The organism is Streptomyces sp. NPDC052042 (assembly GCF_044548345.1).
Taxonomy (GTDB): domain Bacteria; phylum Actinomycetota; class Actinomycetes; order Streptomycetales; family Streptomycetaceae; genus Streptomyces.
Genome location: NZ_JBIUBU010000015.1, coordinates 48,860 through 65,559, shown reverse-complemented (window position 1 = coordinate 65,559; position 16,700 = coordinate 48,860). Strand labels below are relative to the sequence as shown.

Below are 16,700 nucleotides of genomic sequence, written 5' to 3'. Positions count from 1 at the left end.
GGCGACCGGACGCCGCGGAGCGCGGAGGGGCGCGTCAGGGAGCCGAGACCGGGCGCGGACCACCGGCCGGTGCCCACGACGGTGCCACGCCCATCAGCTGGCAGACCATCAGGAAGAGCGGGATGGGCGGCGTGTACGGGGTGTGGTCGTCGGACTGGTGGATCAGCCGCGGCTGTTCCGCGGGAACCTGCGCCCCCCGCACGTAGGCGATCTGCGCGGGCCAGTCCAGATCCAGGTCCGAGCCCGCGGGCACGATCCACCACCACCGGTCGGTGTCCGCGAAGACGCAGCCGGTGCGCGGCAGATGGGACAGCAGCCGGAAACCGTAGCGCGCCGGCACGCCCACGGCGTCGCAGCCCAACGTCGCCGAGAAAGCCGATGGCAAGGGCAACCGCACCGTCCCCGCCGCAGGCGGGCGCTCGGACTCGTGGGGTCGACGTGCTCTGCGTAGATGGGACATCGCGTTCCTCAGCATGCGCACTCCGGGCTGTGCGGCAGTTCGGCCCAGACGATGCGGCCCGAGCCGAACTCCGCGTAACGCGAACCCCAGGTGCTGCTCATCGCGTCGACGAGCAGCAGGCCGCGTCCGTGCTCGTCGTCCGCGGCGCGGCACAGCTTCGGGCCGCCGGCCTGGTGCCCCTGGTCCTGCACGGCTATGCGCAGCCGTCTGTCGAGACAGCGCAACTCACACACGACACGGGCGCTCATGGTGTGCACCACCGCGTTGGTGACCAGTTCCGAGACGATCAGGAGCGCCGCGTCGTACGCGTCCCCGCCCAGCCGCCACTCGTCGAGCCGGGCCCGGGCCAGCCGTCGCGCACCGGCCACGGACTTCGGGTGCGCCGGCAGCGCGAAGCAGTAACGGAGCGCTTCCGTCCCGGGGCTGAGGTCCATGAGCCGGGGGATGAGCGCACTGCCAGGTGCCACAACCATTCCTCACACGTGGGGGCTGCGTCACACTCCGCGATCGCACACGCATGACCGCGGTCGTGACTACGTGAACTGGTTCCCTTCATAACTCTCCCCCTGTCTGGAACACTTGGCAAGAGGCACTCTGAAAATTTCAGAGTGGCTGTGTCATGAGGCTCGCTCATGGCACACTGCTGCCAAACAGCGCATGGGGAGGTCTGAAGTGAGCGAACCGCGGTCCGCCCCGACCGTGGGTCAGGTCGTTCTCGGCAAGCGCCTGCAGGATCTGCGGGAGCGCGTCGGAATGAGCCGTGACCAGGCTGCCAAGGTGCTGCGGGTCGCATCCGCGACGGTGCGCAGGATGGAGACCGCTGAGGTCGCTCTGAAGATCCCTTATGTCCAGATGCTGCTGAAGGCGTACGGTATCTCCGACGAGGAGACCGACGCCTTCGTGGAACTTGTCGAGGAGGCCAACAAACCCGGCTGGTGGCAGCGCTACCATGACGTGCTGCCCGACTGGTTCAGCATGTATGTCAGCCTGGAGGGCGCCGCGAGCCTTCTGCGCATGTACGAGCCGCATTTCGTCCCCGGTCTGCTCCAGACCGAGGACTACGCGCGTTCGGTGCTGCGCACCGGGGCCGTCGGCCAGACCAGGCCGGAGGACATCGAACGCCACGTCGCGCTGCGGATGCGGCGTCAGTCCCTGCTCCAGGGACCGGACGCCCCCAGGCTGTGGGTGGTGATGGACGAGACGGTGCTGCGCCGCCCGGTCGGCAGCGTCGGCGCGATGCGCGGACAGATCGACCGGCTGCTCGAAGCGACCGAGATGCCGCATGTGACACTGCAGATCGCGGAATTCTCGACCGGCCACCACCCGGGCACCTACGGCCCCTTCGTCATCTTCCGCTTCGGGATGCCCGAACTCCCGGACATGGTTTACAGCGAGTACCTGACCGGCGCCGTCTACTTCGACGCGCGCCCCGAGGTGGCCTCCTACCTCGAAGCCATGGACCGCATGGCGGCTCAGGCCGCGACTGCACAACGCACGAAGGAAGTCCTCCGGGGTTTCCGCAAGGAGCTGTGATGGATCCCATATACAACGGCATGCCCGCCGCCGAACTCGGCACCGAGGGCTGGCACAAGCCGTGGAGCGGTGGGAACGGAGGCAACTGCGTCGAGGCCATGAAACTGTCCGACGGCAGGGTCGCCGTCCGTCAGTCCGCGGATCCCGACGGCCCAGCCCTGATCTACTCGCACCACGAGATAGCCGCCTTCATCCAGGGGGCCAAGTCGGGCCGGGCGGACTTCCTCCTGACCTGAGCGACAGATCCCGCCGCCGGACCGGCGGTCCCTCTCAGGGCCGCCAGCGCCGGAAAACCGTCCACGTCCCGCACCGCCGTCCGCCGTCCCGCCCGCCGACCTATGGACCCCATGGAGCGCTCTATGACCGGGTACGACCCCCGAGCCACGGAGATCGACACCAGCCGTCCGCATCCCGCGCGGATGTACGACTGGTTTCTCGGTGGCAAGGACAACTACCCGGTCGACGAGCAGATGGCCCGGGAGCTGCTGACGCTCCAGCCCCGGGGGCGGGACATGGCGCGGGTCAACCGGGCCTTCATGCACCGGGCCACCGGGTGGCTGGCGGAGAACGGCGTCCGGCAGTTCCTCGACATCGGCGCGGGCATCCCCACCGAACCCAATCTCCATCAGATAGCCCAGCGGACCGCCCCGGACGCGCGCGTCGTCTACTGCGACAACGACCCGATCGTCCTGGCGCACGCGGCCGCCCTGCTGCGGTCCACCCCCGAGGGCGTCACCGAGTACATCCAGGCCGACGTCCGCGAACCGGACATCATCCTCGAACAGGCCGAGGGGATTCTCGACTTCGACCGGCCGATCGCGTTGTCGATGCTGGCCCTGCTGCACTTCCTGGACGACGAGGACGGCGCGGCCGAGATCGTCGACCGCCTGGTCGGACGGCTTCCGTCGGGCAGTTTCCTGGTGCTCTCGCAGATCACGGGGGACTACGACCCCGAGGGCGCGGCGACGGCGTCCGCCGTGTACAAGGCGCGCGGGATGACGCTGCGGCTGCGGTCGCGTGCCGAGTTCTCCGCGTTCTTCGACGGGCTCGAACTCATCGAGCCGGGCGTCTCGCTCTCCGCGGACTGGCACCCGGAACTCGGCCAGGTGGTCGAGGTCGCCGGGGACGAACCGATCCCGGGCTACGCGGGGGTCGCCCGCAAGCCCTGACCGCACCCCCGCCCCCGACCTGCTCCCGCACCGGGCCCGGAGACCGCCGGTCCGCTCCGGTCGATCGACCCCGGTCGGGCCGTGCCCGCCGACCCGCATGTCCGCCCCGTGGGGCCGCCCGGGCCGCAGGACACAATGGGGGCATGTCACGACGCACCACACGACCGAAACGGTCCACCGCATCCCCGGGGCGGCCTTCCGCGATCAACGGCCAGTCGCCGTGCCCGTGCGGGCTGCCCGCCACCTACGCGGAATGCTGCGGCCGTTTCCACGCGGGCACCGCCGCCGCGCCGAACTGCGAGGCGCTGATGCGATCCCGGTACACGGCGTTCGCCGTGCGGGACGAGGCGTATCTCCTCCGCACCTGGCATCCCCGCACCCGGCCGCCCGCCGTCGACTTCGACCCGGGGATGCGGTGGGTGCGCCTGGAGGTTCTGGAGACCACCGACGGCAGCGCCTTCCACACCACGGGCACGGTCACCTTCCGCGCACACTGCACCGCCGCCGGGCAGCCGGACTCGCTGTACGAGAAGAGCCGGTTCATACGGTTCGAGGGCGCCTGGGTCTACGAGGAGGCGGTCTTCGCCGAGTAACGTCCCGGCCGACGCGCCGCACCGGGCGTCGCGCGTCGGTGACCCTCCGGCCACAGCGTCATGAGGCGCTGTCGGGGCGTACGGGCAGTCGTGGATGGTGGGCGGCGAGGATCTTGTTGGCACGGGCCAGCTCCGAGAGCGCCTGTTCGCGGTCGGCCCGGTCCTCGGCGCAGAGCAGCGGACCGCGGAACCGCCGTACCTCCCGCACGGCACACGCGGCGTCGAGTCCCGCCCGCACGACGTGCGGGGGGATGCGGGAGCCGATCAGCGCGGCGACCCGGTCCGGGATCGGCACGGGGACGAGGAGGTGGGAGGCGGTCATGGGGTTTCCCTCTCGGATGGTTGGCCAGGAGGCGATGCCGGGGGCCGCCGGGTGAGCGGCCCTCTCTCCATGTCTACGGGACACAGTTCCGGGTTTCTCTTCGAGAACGTCTCCATGTGGCAACCGTTTGGAGCTGACCGGCTATTTCGTCTTACCGCTGGGTAAGTTGACCCGTCGCGCCACACGTGATCCGCTTCCGGCCCGGTCGCCGCGCGGATCGCGGGTGGCCTCGTCACTCCCGGTGGGCGGTTGCAGCCGGAGCGCGCGCAACACCGCCTCGGTCGAGAACCGCGCCTCGGGGTCGACGAGTTGCCTGCCGAAGATGGATTCCAGATTGCGCATCCGGTAGCGCACCGTCTGCGGGTGCACGTCCAGCAGTTCGCCCATCTGGGCGGCGGTGCCCCGGGTGTCGAGCCAGATCCGCAGGGTCTCGGTCAGCCGCTCGCGCCGGTTCGCGCTGATTCCGGCGAGCGGGGCGAGTTCACGCCGCGCCAGTTGGCCGAGGAGGGCCGGGTCGGACAGCAGCCAGAGGGTGGTCAGATGGTCCTCGCAGAGGATGACCGGCGCGTCCTCGACGACGCCCGCGTCGACGAGTTCGAGTACGCGGCGGGCCCAGCGGATCGAGTCCGATGCCATGGCCGTGGGAACGGTCAGGCCGACCGCGGCGTGGTGCCCCGGGAGCGTCCGGTCGAGCATGCGTCTTCGCACGCCGTCGAACGCCCCCGGGATCAGTAAGTGCGGCTGGGGATCGGTGAAGTCGGCCAGGACGTCCCGGTCGGTGCCGGGACCGGCCGGATCCGCCCCGGGGCGCACCGCCACCAGCGTCACCTCGTCGGGCATCGTCCAGCCGGTCTGCTCGCAGAGTTCGACGATGGCCGTACGGGGCGCGGGGCGCCCGGCGAGCAGCAGATGCAGCAGCCGTCGTCTGAGGGTGCCCGTGTGGTCGGCCGAGGCCGCGCGGACCTCCAGGTAGCCCTCGCGGGAGAGCGCTTCGAGTTCGTCGACGTAGGTGAACAGGGCGTCGGCGAAGGCGAGCATGACCGTGGGGGAGAGGTTGTAGCGCCGGCCGATCTTCTTGGCCCGGCGGAGCGCGACCCGCGCTCCGAGCCGGTAGGCGCCGTGCAACTGGTCCAGGCTGCGGCCCTCGTACGCCTCGAAGCGGCCGAATCTCCGGCACATCTCGTCCCGCAGGGTGGAAGGGGCGGTCGGTTCGGCGACCTGGTCCACGAAGACGGAGATGGTCTGCTCCACGCCCACCCGGATGCCCTGTCCGTACGGGCCGTCGAGCAGGCGTGCGTACACGGGGTAGGCGCGGGTGACCTCCAATCCGATTTCCTTGATCAGGCCGGGTATCTCGGGGCGCACGATCGCAGCGAACTCCTGCGGCAGCGGTCCGAGTGGTTCCCCGAGTTCCGATGGTTGCGCAACTCCCGGCATTCCTCTGTCCCTTGCTCTCCGGCGCCCGATGGGGTTGGGCCGTGGGAGGAGCGCTCCCAAGCCGTCAGGTGCGTGCCAACACGGGCTGCTGAAGATAGTCCACGCGCGCGCGTGTGGACACAGGCACGACAGGGCGAGATGCAGGGGGCAGGGGGCAGGGGGCACGTACTGCCGTCACGGGTCCAGCGGGCCGTGACGGCGGATCCGCGGATTCCGGTTCGTCCGGGGCGGAGGGAGTGGTGGACCGGCATTCCACGGCGGGAATTACCGGGTTCCCGGGACGATGCGCGTGCCCTTTCGTGTGGGGAATGCGATATGCGTGAGGAAATGCTCCGCAGCGACCGTCGGGCGGAAATCCGACGACGTTCGTCGCCGTGAAGCAGAGGGGATGAGGCACGACGGGATCGTGTGTCCGGAAAACGATCCGGCTGAATCCCCTGTTGCGTCGCCGGCTCATGAACGGATTCTCCGGTGCCGCCGCGGGTGCGGGATCCCCCGTACGCGAGGGGGGGTATGACGTCGACTCGGATCACGCGGACACCCGCCGGGCCGATGAACAGGGGGAGAGCGGGGGCGGCAGCGCGGTCCGGGACCGGGCACCGGCCGCCGCGACTGCTCACTTCTGGACAAGATTTGATGGACCGACACTCGTGGCGCGATAAAACGCGGGCCCTGATTCGCGCTTCGGGAGATTCTTCGTCACTACTGTTGCGGAGCCACGTTACCCGACCGTAGCGTTTTCGCCGAAAGCAAGTGGTCGCGCAGTCGGTCAGGCCGGACTGCCACTTCTCTGTCCTGTGCCCTCATCGGAGTTCCGGCCATTCCGGCGGGACGGGTTCTCCGCGTGGGTCACGCCTTCTGAAGGGAAATGGAATCGTGAACACCCTTGCACGCAGAGCCGCATTCGTCACCGCAGCACTCGGCGCGGCCATCGGGATGACGGTGTCCTCGGCCTCGGCCACCACCGCGTCGCATTCCTGGACGGTCAGCCCGGGCGGCGCCTTCACCGCAGTCGCCACCCTGCCCACGCTGGACGTCCCGCTCGTCCAACTCGTCTGCGACTCCTCCACCGTGACGTCCGGGACGCTCAAGACGACCAGCCCCGACGGGGTCGGGATCGGCAACATCGACAACATCACGTTCACCGGCTGCGACGTCGGCGGCATCTCCTTCAAGGTCACCATGAAGGCGACTCCCTGGAAGATCAACGTTATCCAGCCCAACGCCACGCACGCGGACTGGGTCGACGGAACCGTCAGCGACATCTCCGCGAAGATCTCCGGCGTCGGCTGCAACGCGGACTTCACGGGCAAGGTGTACGGGCACTACGACAACACCAAGGGATCCCTCGTCATCGACGGCACGGGCAGCGACCTGAAGGCGTCCAACGCCAGCTGCCTCGGCCTCATCAGCAACGGCGACGTGGCCAGCTTCAACGCCGAGTACGTGGTGAGCCCGAAGCAGAAGATCACCGCCACGTCGTGACGCGGCGGACCCGGGCGGGGAGCGGCCCGGTCCACATCCGGCTCGGGGTGGTGGCGGACAACGGTTCGCCGCCACCCCGAGCGGCCGTTCACGGCCCGCCCGCGGGCCTCTGGCACCGGGAGTCGAGCCAGGGGCCCGCGTGGCGACCAGGCCCCGCCGCCGGAGCCGGGGCCGTATCCCATCACCCCGCATCAGGGAGGACAGCGCCAGTATGAACGTGAAGACAACGGTGATCGGCGGCAGGCGATCGGCGCGCCTGGCATCGGTCGCGGCCGTCGCGCTCCTCGCGGGGCTGCTGTCCGGATCCGGATCCGCCGCAAAGGAGGGCGGCGCGGCGGTCACCCTCGCCTACGACTGCGCCCTGCCGGGCGGTACCGGTCGCGTCACCGTCGGGGTCACCACGGCGTTCCCGGCTTCCGGCACCGCCGGAACACCGCTGGAGAGCGGCCCGGTGACGGTCGACGTACGGCTTCCCGGGGCGGATCTGGCGGCCCTGCTGCCGGCCGGCACCGAGGCGGTGGCGAGCACCGCGACGCTCTTCGTGGAGATCAGGCAGAAGGACCGGTCGGCCGAGGCGCGGTGGCTGGACCTGCCGGCGCCGGGCACCGAGGTCCCCGCCGAGGGGGAGGCGAGCCTCGTCCACACCGGGGCCGTCCCGTCGGTGACGCTGCCGACCGCGGGCGACGCCACCTTCACCGCGGGCCGCCTCACGCTCCGAGTGCGGCCCGTCGACGACAGCGCCCCACGGACCGGGCAGGAGACCGGACCGGCCGACATCCCGTCACTCACCTGCGAACCCGCCGGGGGCGGTCGGGCGTTACTGGCGACGGTCCCGGTGTCGGGGGACACCCCGGTCCCCTGGCCGTCGAGGACCTCGGGGGACGACGGGGCCGACGGCGCGGGTGGCACGGACGGCGCGGGTGCGGACCCCGGCGACGGCATCGCGGTGGAGCCTCGGACGGCGGCGGCCGGGAACGAGGAGCCGTGCCCCGTCGATCCGCCCACCGGCGCGGCGGACTGGAGCGAAGCGCCGAAGCCGCCGGCGGGCGCCGAGGTCATGGAGGTCGACATCCCCGGCGGTGGAACCTTCGGCTGCGCCTACGCCGTCGGCATGGCCACCGTGCACAAGCTGAACGGGGCGATGATCATCAATGATCCCGCCAAGAAACCCGGGCTGATCAGCGTTTTGGCGAACGTGCACCGGGGGCAGCGGGCGGCCAACGCCGAGGGCGGCTACTACCTGCGGCTCGACTCGCTCGGCAACCTGAAGCTGCCCGACGCCGATTCCACCTTCCTGACGTTCGGGTTCCAGCCCGTGTCCGCGAAGGTGGAGTTCGAGAACGGACCGCTCACGATCTCGACCGGCAACATCGGCATGGGCAGCGGCAAGACCTACTTCGCCACGGCCTCCTTCAAGCAGTCGCTGCGGCTGCACGACGTGAAGGTCAATGGAACCCCGCTGGACGTGGGACCGGAGTGCCGGACCTCGAAACCCTTCAAGGTGGTCCTGAACGGTGACTTCCCGAAGTACGTCAACGTCTTCGGCGGAGGGCCCATGAACGGAGAGGTCGAGATCCCCCCGTTCTCCGGATGCGGGACCGGTGGTGAGGATCTGGACAACCTGTTCACGGCGGCCATCTCGGGGCCCGGCAACGTCGTCGCGATGAACCAGGGCATGACCTGCGTCCCCTCGGACAGCAGCACCTTCTGCCCGCCGACGATGCCGACGCTGCCGGGCCGGGAGGAGCCCACCGGCTGACCTCCGCGCGGTCTCTCCCGCCGCCCGGCCGACCCGCGCACGCGACGCGCGGTGCCGGCCGGGCGAGGGGCGGTGCCGGGCATGCGGAGGGGGCCGCCCTCCGAGAACGCTCCCGTTCGGAGGACGGCCCCGCCCGAGGTCCGGACGGCCGGGCCGGTCAGCGCACCGCCGAGTGCCAGTACCGCGCCATCAGCCTGCCCGCGTCGGGTGCCGCGCCGCTCGGGTCGTTGAGCGTGGCCACGTAGGTCTGGGCGTCGTTCAGGACCACGTTGTTGCCGCCCGAGGCGGAGGGGAGCCCGGTCTTCAGGTTCACCGCCCAGTCCAGCAGGCCGAGGCCGCAGCCGCCGGCGCCCGGGACCGCGTAGGTGGTGTCCGTCTGGGTGGCGCCGAGGAGGCTGATGCGCCCCATCACACCGGCCGGATCGGGGGTGCCGTCGCCGTCGAACTGCTGGGTGCCGGCGGTGGGACGGGTCAGGTTCTGCGGGCGGAGCAGGATCGGCTTCGACGCGGAGCCGATGTAGCACGTGTTGCCGAGGAACGGGTTCTCCAGGTGGATCCGCACGGGCAGCGTGATGATCGGCTTGCCGGTGGTGACGCCCGCCAGGAGCTGGAAGTCGCTGGGGTCGCCGACCGACTCGACGGTGGCGGTGACCCGGTTCAGGGTGCTGTTCGTGATCTGGCCGCAGATGGCGCTGACCACCGGGATGTCGCTGGGGCACATCAGTCCGAGCAGCCCGCCGGGGATCTGCGCGGGGTCGGCCACCAGGGCGCCGCCCGCGGGTGAGACCACCGTCGAGGCGCCGCCGGAATGCGTGATCACACCGACCTGGAGGTCGCTGACTCCCACCGGCACGGTGGTGCTGCCGAGCTTGATGGAGCCGCTGGCGGAGCGCGAGGAGACGCACACCGCGGTGTCGTTCAGCCCGTCGGCGGCGAGCATCGCCGGCGCATCCACCGGGCAGCGGGTGAACGGTGCCCAGTGGCCGTTGAGGCCCGTGGCGGCGGTGGCCGATCCCACGGATACGAAGGCGGTGAGCGCGGTGAAGGACGCCAGCAGCCCCAGGCGCGCCCGTCTCGAACCAGATCTCATGTCGTCCCCTTTTCGGACAGCCGCCACCGGGCGGCCACATAAGCGGATGTGCTCGGGTCTTCCTGCGGTGCACCGATCCCTGCCGTTTTCGGGCAGGATTCCCCGGGCACACAGGCCATCGGATTGCGATACGGGTGCCGGAGCCCGCGGCGAGCCATGCCGAAACGGGCGCCTTTTCACCGAGCCGTGAGGTTACTGGCGGGAAACACCGCCGCACAATCCCGTCGTTTGAGATTCTTCCCCCGAAGAAGACTTCTCGTTCCCGGATGAGTGCGCCACGCGGGCGACTTGTCATTCGGTGCACATCCCGCGATGACGGAACCGGCCATGTCCGGAACCATCGGCCTGTGCGCAGAACTTGTCATCCGGTGATAAACGTGCTCGGTTTCCTGCTCAGACCATGAGAAGAACACGAGGGGTCGGTGCGGACTCGCGAAAACTTGGAGAACCGGTATTGCCCGGTCAGGTTACCCGGCCGTAGCGTCGCTCCGTAAGCAACTCGGCCACGCTGTCCGACGGTTGCTCCCCTTTCCGAAAAGGAGTCTCGTCGTGACCTGTGCGCGCAAGCCTCCGGCCGGGGGCCGTCGGTCGGGAGTCCGTGGGGGCGGCGGGCGGGGGCCGCCCCCGCCTCGCGTCCGCGACCACCGGGAACGCGGGGGAGGGGCCGCGCGTGACGCTGTGGATTACGCATCCGCCGACAAGGTGTACGCGGGAGTTTGTCATCGTGTGACAAATGCTCCGGCCCCTGGAGAAAAGGCTGTTCAAGGACTTGTCCTGGCGGTCCTGGTGAACCTAACGTGCGCCCCTCGGTGCACTTCTGTCACTTCGTGAGTGCATGCAGGAGGTGGGATGGGAATCGAAGTGGTCGTCGAGGGTCTTACCAAGTCCTTCGGCAGGCAGAACATCTGGCAGGACGTGTCGCTCACACTGCCCGCCGGTGAGGTAAGCGTGATGCTCGGCCCGTCCGGCACCGGAAAGACCGTTTTCCTCAAGTCCATCATCGGACTGCTGAAACCCGAGCGAGGGCGCGTTCTCATCAATGGCGTCGATATGGTGAACAGTCCCGAGCGGGACATCATGGAGACGCGCAAACTCTTCGGGCTCATGTTTCAGGACGGTGCGCTGTTCGGCTCCATGACACTGTTCGACAACATCGCCTTCCCGCTGCGCGAGCACACCCGCAAGAAGGAATCCGAGATCCGGCGCATCGTCATGGAGCGGATCGACATCGTCGGCCTGCTGGGATCCGAAGGGAAACTGCCCGGCGAGATCTCCGGGGGAATGCGTAAACGCGCAGGTCTGGCCCGCGCCCTCGTACTCGACCCTCAGATCATCCTCTGCGACGAGCCGGACTCCGGACTCGACCCGGTCCGCACCGCCTACCTCTCCCAGCTCCTCATCGACCTGAACGCGCAGATCGACGCGACGATGCTGATCGTCACCCACAACCTCGACATCGCGGCCACGGTCCCCGACAACATGGGCATGCTGTTCCGCCGCAACCTCGTCACATTCGGGCCCAGGGAGGTGCTGCTGACCAGCGACGAGCCGGTCGTCTCGCAGTTTCTGGCCGGACGCCGGGAGGGGCCCATCGGCATGTCCGAGGAGAAGGACGCGGCCACCCTCGCCGCCGAGCGGCTGAACGCCGACGGCACAGGTCACGCCTCCGGCCCGCGCACTGTCGTGCCACAGCTGGAGCCCTCTGACGGGATGCCGGTCCGCCGGGCCGTCCAGCGCCGCCGCGAACGGGTCCTCGGCATGCTGGAGCAGCTGCCCGAGGCCGCGCGCACGGCCATCGTGAACAGCTACGCCCCGGCCGCCGGCGGTGCCAGACCATGACCGCCGACCTTCCGGTGCGGCCCTCCGAGCCGCCCGCCGCCGACGCCCCACCGCCGGAGAGGAAAGCGGTGCGCCGGCCGCCGGTACGGCTGTTCGCGCCGCTGCGCGAGACGGGCAGACTGTTCGCGCTCGCCCTGTCCGTGACCCGCTCGGTCTTCCGCAGACCGTTCCAGATACGCGAGTTCGTCGAACAGTTCTGGTTCATCGCCAGCGTCACCATCCTGCCCGCCGCCCTCGTCTCCATCCCGTTCGGCGCGGTCATCGCCCTCCAGGTCGGCTCGCTCACCCAGCAGCTCGGTGCCCAGTCCTTCACCGGCGGCGCCAGCGTCCTCGCCGTGATCCAGCAGGCCAGCCCGCTCATCGTGGCGCTGCTCATCTCCGGTGCGGGCGGCTCCGCGATCTGCGCCGACCTCGGCTCGCGGAAGATCCGCGAGGAACTCGACGCGATGGAGGTCATGGGGGTCTCGCCCATCCAGCGCCTGGTCGTCCCGCGGGTCCTGGCCACCATGGGTGTGGCCGTCCTGCTCAACGGGCTGGTCTCCGTCGTCGGCACCCTCGGCGGCTACTTCTTCAACGTGATCATGCAGCACGGCACGCCCGGCGCGTACCTCGCCAGCTTCTCCGCGCTCGCCCAGCTCCCCGACCTCTACATCAGCGAGGTCAAGGCGCTGATCTTCGGATTCATCGCGGGCATCGTCGCCGCCCACCGCGGGCTGAACCCGCGCGGCGGACCCAAGGGCGTGGGCGACGCGGTCAACCAGTCCGTCGTCATCACCTTCATGCTGCTGTTCTTCGTGAACATGATCCTCACGGCGATCTATCTCCAGATCGTCCCCGCGAAGGGGAGCTGAGAGACGATGTCCATGCTCGGCTGGCTGGATCGCTCGGGCGACCAACTCACCTTCTACTTACGCGCGTTGATCTGGATCCCACGCACGCTGCGGCGCTATCTGAAGGAGGTGCAGCGACTCCTCGCCGAGGTCGCCTTCGGCAGCGGCGGGCTCGGTGTCATCGGCGGGACCATCGGCGTGATGATCGCCATGACCCTGTTCACGGGAACGGTCGTCGGCCTCCAGGGCCACGCGGCCCTCGACCAGATCGGCACGTCCGCGTTCACCGGCTTCATCTCCGCCTATTTCAACACCCGCGAGATCGCCCCACTGGTCGCCGGACTCGCGCTCTCCGCGACCGTCGGGGCCGGGTTCACCGCCCAGCTCGGCGCGATGCGGATCAACGAGGAGGTGGACGCCCTGGAGGCGATGGGGGTGCGGTCCATGCCCTACCTCGTCACGACCCGGGTGGTCGCCGGAGTCGTCGCGATCATCCCGCTGTACGCGATCGGACTGCTTTCGTCGTACGTGGCGTCCCGTTATGTCACCGTCCTGTTCAACGGGCAGTCCGAGGGCACCTACGACCACTACTTCAACCTCTTCCTCTCCCCGGACGACGTGCTGCTCTCCGTGCTCAAGGTGCTCGTCTTCAGCGTGATGGTGATCCTCGCCCACTGCTACTACGGCTTCCGCGCCGAGGGCGGACCCGCCGGGGTCGGCATCGCCGTGGGCCGGTCCGTGCGCAACGCCATCGTGGTGATCAGCGTCACCGACTTCTTCCTCTCGCTCGCCATCTGGGGCGCCACGACGACCGTGAAGGTGGCCGGATGATGCGGACGACGAAGACCGGGACGATCCGCCGCCGGCTCGCCGGGGTCGGGTTCCTGCTCGTGCCCGTCGCACTCGTATGGACCTCGGTCGCGGTGTACAACAAGGACTTCACCCACGACGCCACCGTCACCGTACACACCGGCGCCGTCGGCAACGAGATGCACGAGAACGCGGACGTGAAACTGCGCGGCGTCGTCGTCGGACGGGTGCACGCCATCGACGCCGACGGGGAGGGCGCCCGCCTCACCCTCGCCATCCGGCCCGGCGCACTCGACCGCATTCCGGCCGATGTCACCGCCCAGATGCTGCCCACCACCCTCTTCGGCGAACGGTTCGTGGCCCTCGTGCCCCCCGAGGCCCCCTCCGCGCGGACCCTCGAAGCAGGGGACGTGATCCCGCGGGACCGCTCCGGCAACGCCATCGAACTGGAACAGGTCCTCGACAACGTCCTGCCGCTGCTCACCGCCGTGCAGCCGCAGAAGCTCTCCGCCACACTCACCGCCGTCTCCCAGGCGCTCCAGGGCCGGGGCGAGAAGCTGGGCGACACCCTGGTCACGCTCGACGCCCACCTCAAGAAGCTCAATCCCCAACTGCCCACGCTCAACGCCGACATCAAGGAACTCGTCAGGGTCAGCGCCGTCTACGCGGACGCCGCCCCGGACCTCCTCGACGCGCTGACCGACCTCACCACCACCAGCGGCACCCTCGCCGAACAACAGGCCGGTCTGGCCGACCTGTACGGATCGACGACCGTCTCGGCCCAGGACGTCACCGACTTCCTGCGGAAGAACAAGGACAACCTCATCCGGCTCTCCGCGACCGGTCGGCCGACCCTGGAGACCCTCGCGGCGTACTCCTCCGAGTTCCCCTGCACCCTGCGCACCCTCGCCGGCTTCGTCCCGGCCATGGACAAGGCGCTCGGCAAGGGCACCGACCAGCCCGGTCTGCACGTGACGCTGAAGACCGTGCCCTCCAAGGGGAAGTACGTGCCGGGCCGGGACACCCCCGTCTACGACGCGACCGGCGGACCGCACTGCTACTCCCTGCCCTACATCGGCGACACCGCGCCGACCGCGGACGCCCGTGCGGCGGACCGCGACCGGTCGTCGCAGGCGTCCGCGCCCCGCGCGCCCCAAGAGGTCCCGGCGGCCGACGCCTCGCTCGGCACACCCAACTCCCGGCAGGAGAGCCGACTCGTCAACGAACTGGTCGCTCCCTCACTGAAAGTCCAGCCGCGGGTCCTGCCCGAGTGGAGCAGCGTGCTCATCGGCCCGGCCTTCCGCGGTGCGGAGGTGAAGCTCAAGTGAAGCGCCGCTCCCTCGCGGGACCGCTCGCGAAATCGATCGTCTTCGTCCTGGTGACGACGCTGGCCACCACCGTGCTGGCCCTGTCCATCGCCAACACCGGTGTCGGTGACACCCGTTCGTACAAGGCCCGGTTCACCGACGCGACCGGACTGGTCGTCGGCGACAGCGTGCGGATCGCCGGGGTCAAGGTGGGACAGGTCGAGTCCATCGGGGTCGCGGACCGGCGGCTCGCGGAGGTCGGGTTCACCGTGCGGAGAGGGAGGCAGCTCCCCGCGTCGGTGACCGCGTCGATCAAGTACCTCGACATGGTCGGCCAGCGGTACATCGACCTCGACCGGGGCACCGGACCGGTCGGCCAGGACTTCGCCCCGGGCTCCACCATCCCGGTGTCCCGCACCACACCGGCCCTCGACCTCACCCAGCTCTTCAACGGCTTCCAGCCGCTCTTCGAAGGGCTCTCTCCGCCCGAGGTCAACAAGCTGGCCGGTTCCATCGTCCAGGTGCTCCAGGGGGAGGGCGGCACCGTCGACAGCGTCCTCCAGCACGTCGGCTCACTGACCGGCACTGTCGCGGCCAAGGACAAGGTGATCGGCGAGGTGATCAAGAACCTCAACACGGTCCTGAAGACCGTCAACGACCGCGAGGCCGGCTTCAACGACCTCGTCGTCACCCTCCGCGAACTCGTCACCGGATTCGCGGGAGACCGCGAACCGCTCGGCCGGGCGGTCACCGCGATGGGCGCCCTGACCACCGTCACCGCCGACTTCCTCGACGACGGACGGGCCCCCCTCAAGGACGGCATCAAGCAGCTCGGACGCCTCTCCGACCGGCTCGCCGACAACGCGCCGAAGATCGAGGACTTCCTGCGGAAGACGCCCGCCAAGATGACGGCCATCAGCCGCATCACCTCGTACGGCTCCTGGCTCAACCTCTACCTCTGCGAGGCGAAGGTCACCGGTGTGACGACCAGCGACGGCAGCGCCCCGCCCACCGGCATCGCCATCACCCAGCCGAGGTGCCTGTCATGAGACTCAAGCCCGTACGGGAACGCGACCCCGTCGCCGTCGGCGTCGTCGGCCTGCTCGTCCTCGCCCTCCTCGGATTCGCCGCCTACCGGGCCGACTCGCTGCCCTTCGTCGGCGGCGGTGCGACGTACAGCGCCGACTTCACCGAGTCCGCCGGGCTCACCGAGGGCGACGAGGTCCGGATCGCCGGGGTGAAGGTCGGAAAGGTCACCGGGGTCGCCCTCGACGGCGCCGCGGTCAAGGTGACCTTCCGGGTGAAGAACGCCTGGATCGGCGACTCCAGCACCGTGGGCATCGCCATCAAGACGCTCCTCGGCGAGAAGTACCTCGCCGTCGACCCCCTCGGTGACGCGCCGCAGGACCCGCACGAACGCATCACCACCAGCCGCACCACCTCCCCGTACGACGTCACCCAGGCCTTCGACGGGCTGGGGGAGACCATTGGGGAGATCGACACCCGGCAGCTTGCCAGGAGCTTCGAGACGATCTCCGCCACGTTCAAGAACTCCCCGCCGAACGTGAAGAGCGCCGCCAACGGGCTCTCCGCGCTCTCCAGGACCGTCTCCGAACGCGACGCCGAGCTCGCCACCCTCCTCAGGAGCAGCAAACGGCTGACGAAGACCCTCGCCGACAAGAAGAGCAGCTTCGAGACCCTGCTGGAGGACGGCAACCTGCTCCTCGGCGAGATCCGGGCCCGCCGCGACTCCATCCACCTGCTGCTCACCGGCACCCGCGACCTGGGCACCCAGCTCACCGGTCTCGTCGCCGACAACAAGAAGCAGCTCGGGCCGACGCTGGACGCGCTGGGCCGGGTCACCGCCGTCCTGCAGAAGAACCGCAAGAGCCTCGACAAGGCGCTCGCGCTCGCAGGTTCGTACAACCGGCTCGTCGGCAACACCCTCGGCAACGGCCGGTGGATCGACAACTACGTCTGCGGGGTCGTTCCGAAGAACTACCTTCCCCCCGGTACCCCGCCGGCCACCGGATGCATGCCTCCGCGGCAGGAAGGCGACCGCTGAC

The 16,700-nt window shown here is 69.5% G+C and carries 17 protein-coding genes; 12 read left to right on the top strand and 5 right to left on the bottom strand.

The window, feature by feature from the left end:
• Window positions 1–34: 34 nt before the first annotated feature.
• Both ACIHCL_RS23475 and ACIHCL_RS23470 read right to left on the bottom strand, forming a co-directional pair.
• Window positions 35–475, bottom strand: a complete 441-nt coding sequence (locus tag ACIHCL_RS23475; RefSeq protein ID WP_399864492.1) for a hypothetical protein — start codon at window positions 473–475, stop codon at window positions 35–37.
• Window positions 469–927, bottom strand: coding sequence for an ATP-binding protein (locus ACIHCL_RS23470; protein ID WP_399864491.1), 459 nt, complete (start codon window positions 925–927; stop codon window positions 469–471). Before ACIHCL_RS23470 ends, ACIHCL_RS23475 begins: the two co-directional genes overlap by 7 nt.
• A 205-nt stretch (window positions 928–1,132) precedes the next feature.
• Between ACIHCL_RS23470 and ACIHCL_RS23465 the strand changes: the two genes are divergently transcribed.
• From ACIHCL_RS23465 to ACIHCL_RS23450, 4 genes are all read left to right on the top strand, one after another.
• Window positions 1,133–1,993: a helix-turn-helix domain-containing protein gene (locus ACIHCL_RS23465; RefSeq protein ID WP_399864489.1), complete on the top strand. Its 861-nt coding sequence runs from the start codon at window positions 1,133–1,135 to the stop codon at window positions 1,991–1,993.
• Complete coding sequence (locus ACIHCL_RS23460; protein WP_399864488.1) at window positions 1,993–2,229, top strand: DUF397 domain-containing protein; 237 nt, start codon at window positions 1,993–1,995, stop codon at window positions 2,227–2,229. Before ACIHCL_RS23465 ends, ACIHCL_RS23460 begins: the two co-directional genes overlap by 1 nt.
• A 123-nt stretch (window positions 2,230–2,352) precedes the next feature.
• Window positions 2,353–3,162, top strand: a complete 810-nt coding sequence (locus tag ACIHCL_RS23455; protein ID WP_399864487.1) for an SAM-dependent methyltransferase — start codon at window positions 2,353–2,355, stop codon at window positions 3,160–3,162.
• A gap of 143 nt (window positions 3,163–3,305) precedes the next feature.
• Entirely contained in the window at window positions 3,306–3,755 is a 450-nt protein-coding gene (locus tag ACIHCL_RS23450) for a YchJ family protein (RefSeq protein ID WP_399864486.1), read from the top strand.
• Window positions 3,756–3,813: 58 nt separating this feature from the next.
• Here the strand turns inward: ACIHCL_RS23450 and ACIHCL_RS23445 are convergent, their stop codons facing one another.
• On the bottom strand, window positions 3,814–4,077 hold the full coding sequence (locus tag ACIHCL_RS23445) for a hypothetical protein (protein ID WP_399864485.1): 264 nt from the start codon (window positions 4,075–4,077) through the stop codon (window positions 3,814–3,816).
• 141 nt (window positions 4,078–4,218) lie between these two features.
• Window positions 4,219–5,514, bottom strand: a complete 1,296-nt coding sequence (locus tag ACIHCL_RS23440) for a helix-turn-helix domain-containing protein (protein WP_399864484.1) — start codon at window positions 5,512–5,514, stop codon at window positions 4,219–4,221.
• An 876-nt stretch (window positions 5,515–6,390) separates the two neighbouring features.
• On the opposite strand from ACIHCL_RS23440, the gene ACIHCL_RS23435 reads away from it, so the two are divergent.
• Both ACIHCL_RS23435 and ACIHCL_RS23430 read left to right on the top strand, forming a co-directional pair.
• A complete protein-coding gene (locus ACIHCL_RS23435; protein ID WP_399864482.1) occupies window positions 6,391–6,999 on the top strand; it encodes a hypothetical protein in 609 nt (202 codons plus the stop codon).
• Between the two features lie 211 nt (window positions 7,000–7,210).
• Window positions 7,211–8,758: a DUF6801 domain-containing protein gene (locus ACIHCL_RS23430; RefSeq protein WP_399864481.1), complete on the top strand. Its 1,548-nt coding sequence runs from the start codon at window positions 7,211–7,213 to the stop codon at window positions 8,756–8,758.
• 157 nt (window positions 8,759–8,915) lie between these two features.
• Here ACIHCL_RS23430 and ACIHCL_RS23425 read toward each other — a convergent pair whose 3' ends face one another.
• Entirely contained in the window at window positions 8,916–9,848 is a 933-nt protein-coding gene (locus ACIHCL_RS23425; RefSeq protein ID WP_399864480.1) for a hypothetical protein, read from the bottom strand.
• A gap of 849 nt (window positions 9,849–10,697) precedes the next feature.
• Here ACIHCL_RS23425 and ACIHCL_RS23420 point away from each other — a divergent pair.
• The 6 genes from ACIHCL_RS23420 to ACIHCL_RS23395 are packed head-to-tail and all read left to right on the top strand — an operon-like array spanning window position 10,698 to window position 16,699.
• Window positions 10,698–11,687: an ABC transporter ATP-binding protein gene (locus tag ACIHCL_RS23420; RefSeq protein WP_399864479.1), complete on the top strand. Its 990-nt coding sequence runs from the start codon at window positions 10,698–10,700 to the stop codon at window positions 11,685–11,687.
• On the top strand, window positions 11,684–12,538 hold the full coding sequence (locus ACIHCL_RS23415; protein WP_399864477.1) for an MlaE family ABC transporter permease: 855 nt from the start codon (window positions 11,684–11,686) through the stop codon (window positions 12,536–12,538). The genes ACIHCL_RS23420 and ACIHCL_RS23415 overlap by 4 nt, the downstream gene beginning before the upstream one ends.
• Before the next feature lie 6 nt (window positions 12,539–12,544).
• Window positions 12,545–13,348 carry an MlaE family ABC transporter permease gene (locus tag ACIHCL_RS23410; protein ID WP_399864474.1) on the top strand — a complete coding sequence of 268 codons (804 nt, stop codon included), beginning with the start codon at window positions 12,545–12,547 and terminating at the stop codon, window positions 13,346–13,348.
• Window positions 13,348–14,655, top strand: a complete 1,308-nt coding sequence (locus tag ACIHCL_RS23405; RefSeq protein ID WP_399864624.1) for an MCE family protein — start codon at window positions 13,348–13,350, stop codon at window positions 14,653–14,655. The genes ACIHCL_RS23410 and ACIHCL_RS23405 overlap by 1 nt, the downstream gene beginning before the upstream one ends.
• Entirely contained in the window at window positions 14,652–15,683 is a 1,032-nt protein-coding gene (locus ACIHCL_RS23400; RefSeq protein WP_399864473.1) for an MCE family protein, read from the top strand. Before ACIHCL_RS23405 ends, ACIHCL_RS23400 begins: the two co-directional genes overlap by 4 nt.
• On the top strand, window positions 15,680–16,699 hold the full coding sequence (locus ACIHCL_RS23395; protein WP_399864472.1) for an MCE family protein: 1,020 nt from the start codon (window positions 15,680–15,682) through the stop codon (window positions 16,697–16,699). Before ACIHCL_RS23400 ends, ACIHCL_RS23395 begins: the two co-directional genes overlap by 4 nt.
• Window position 16,700: the final 1 nt, after the last annotated feature.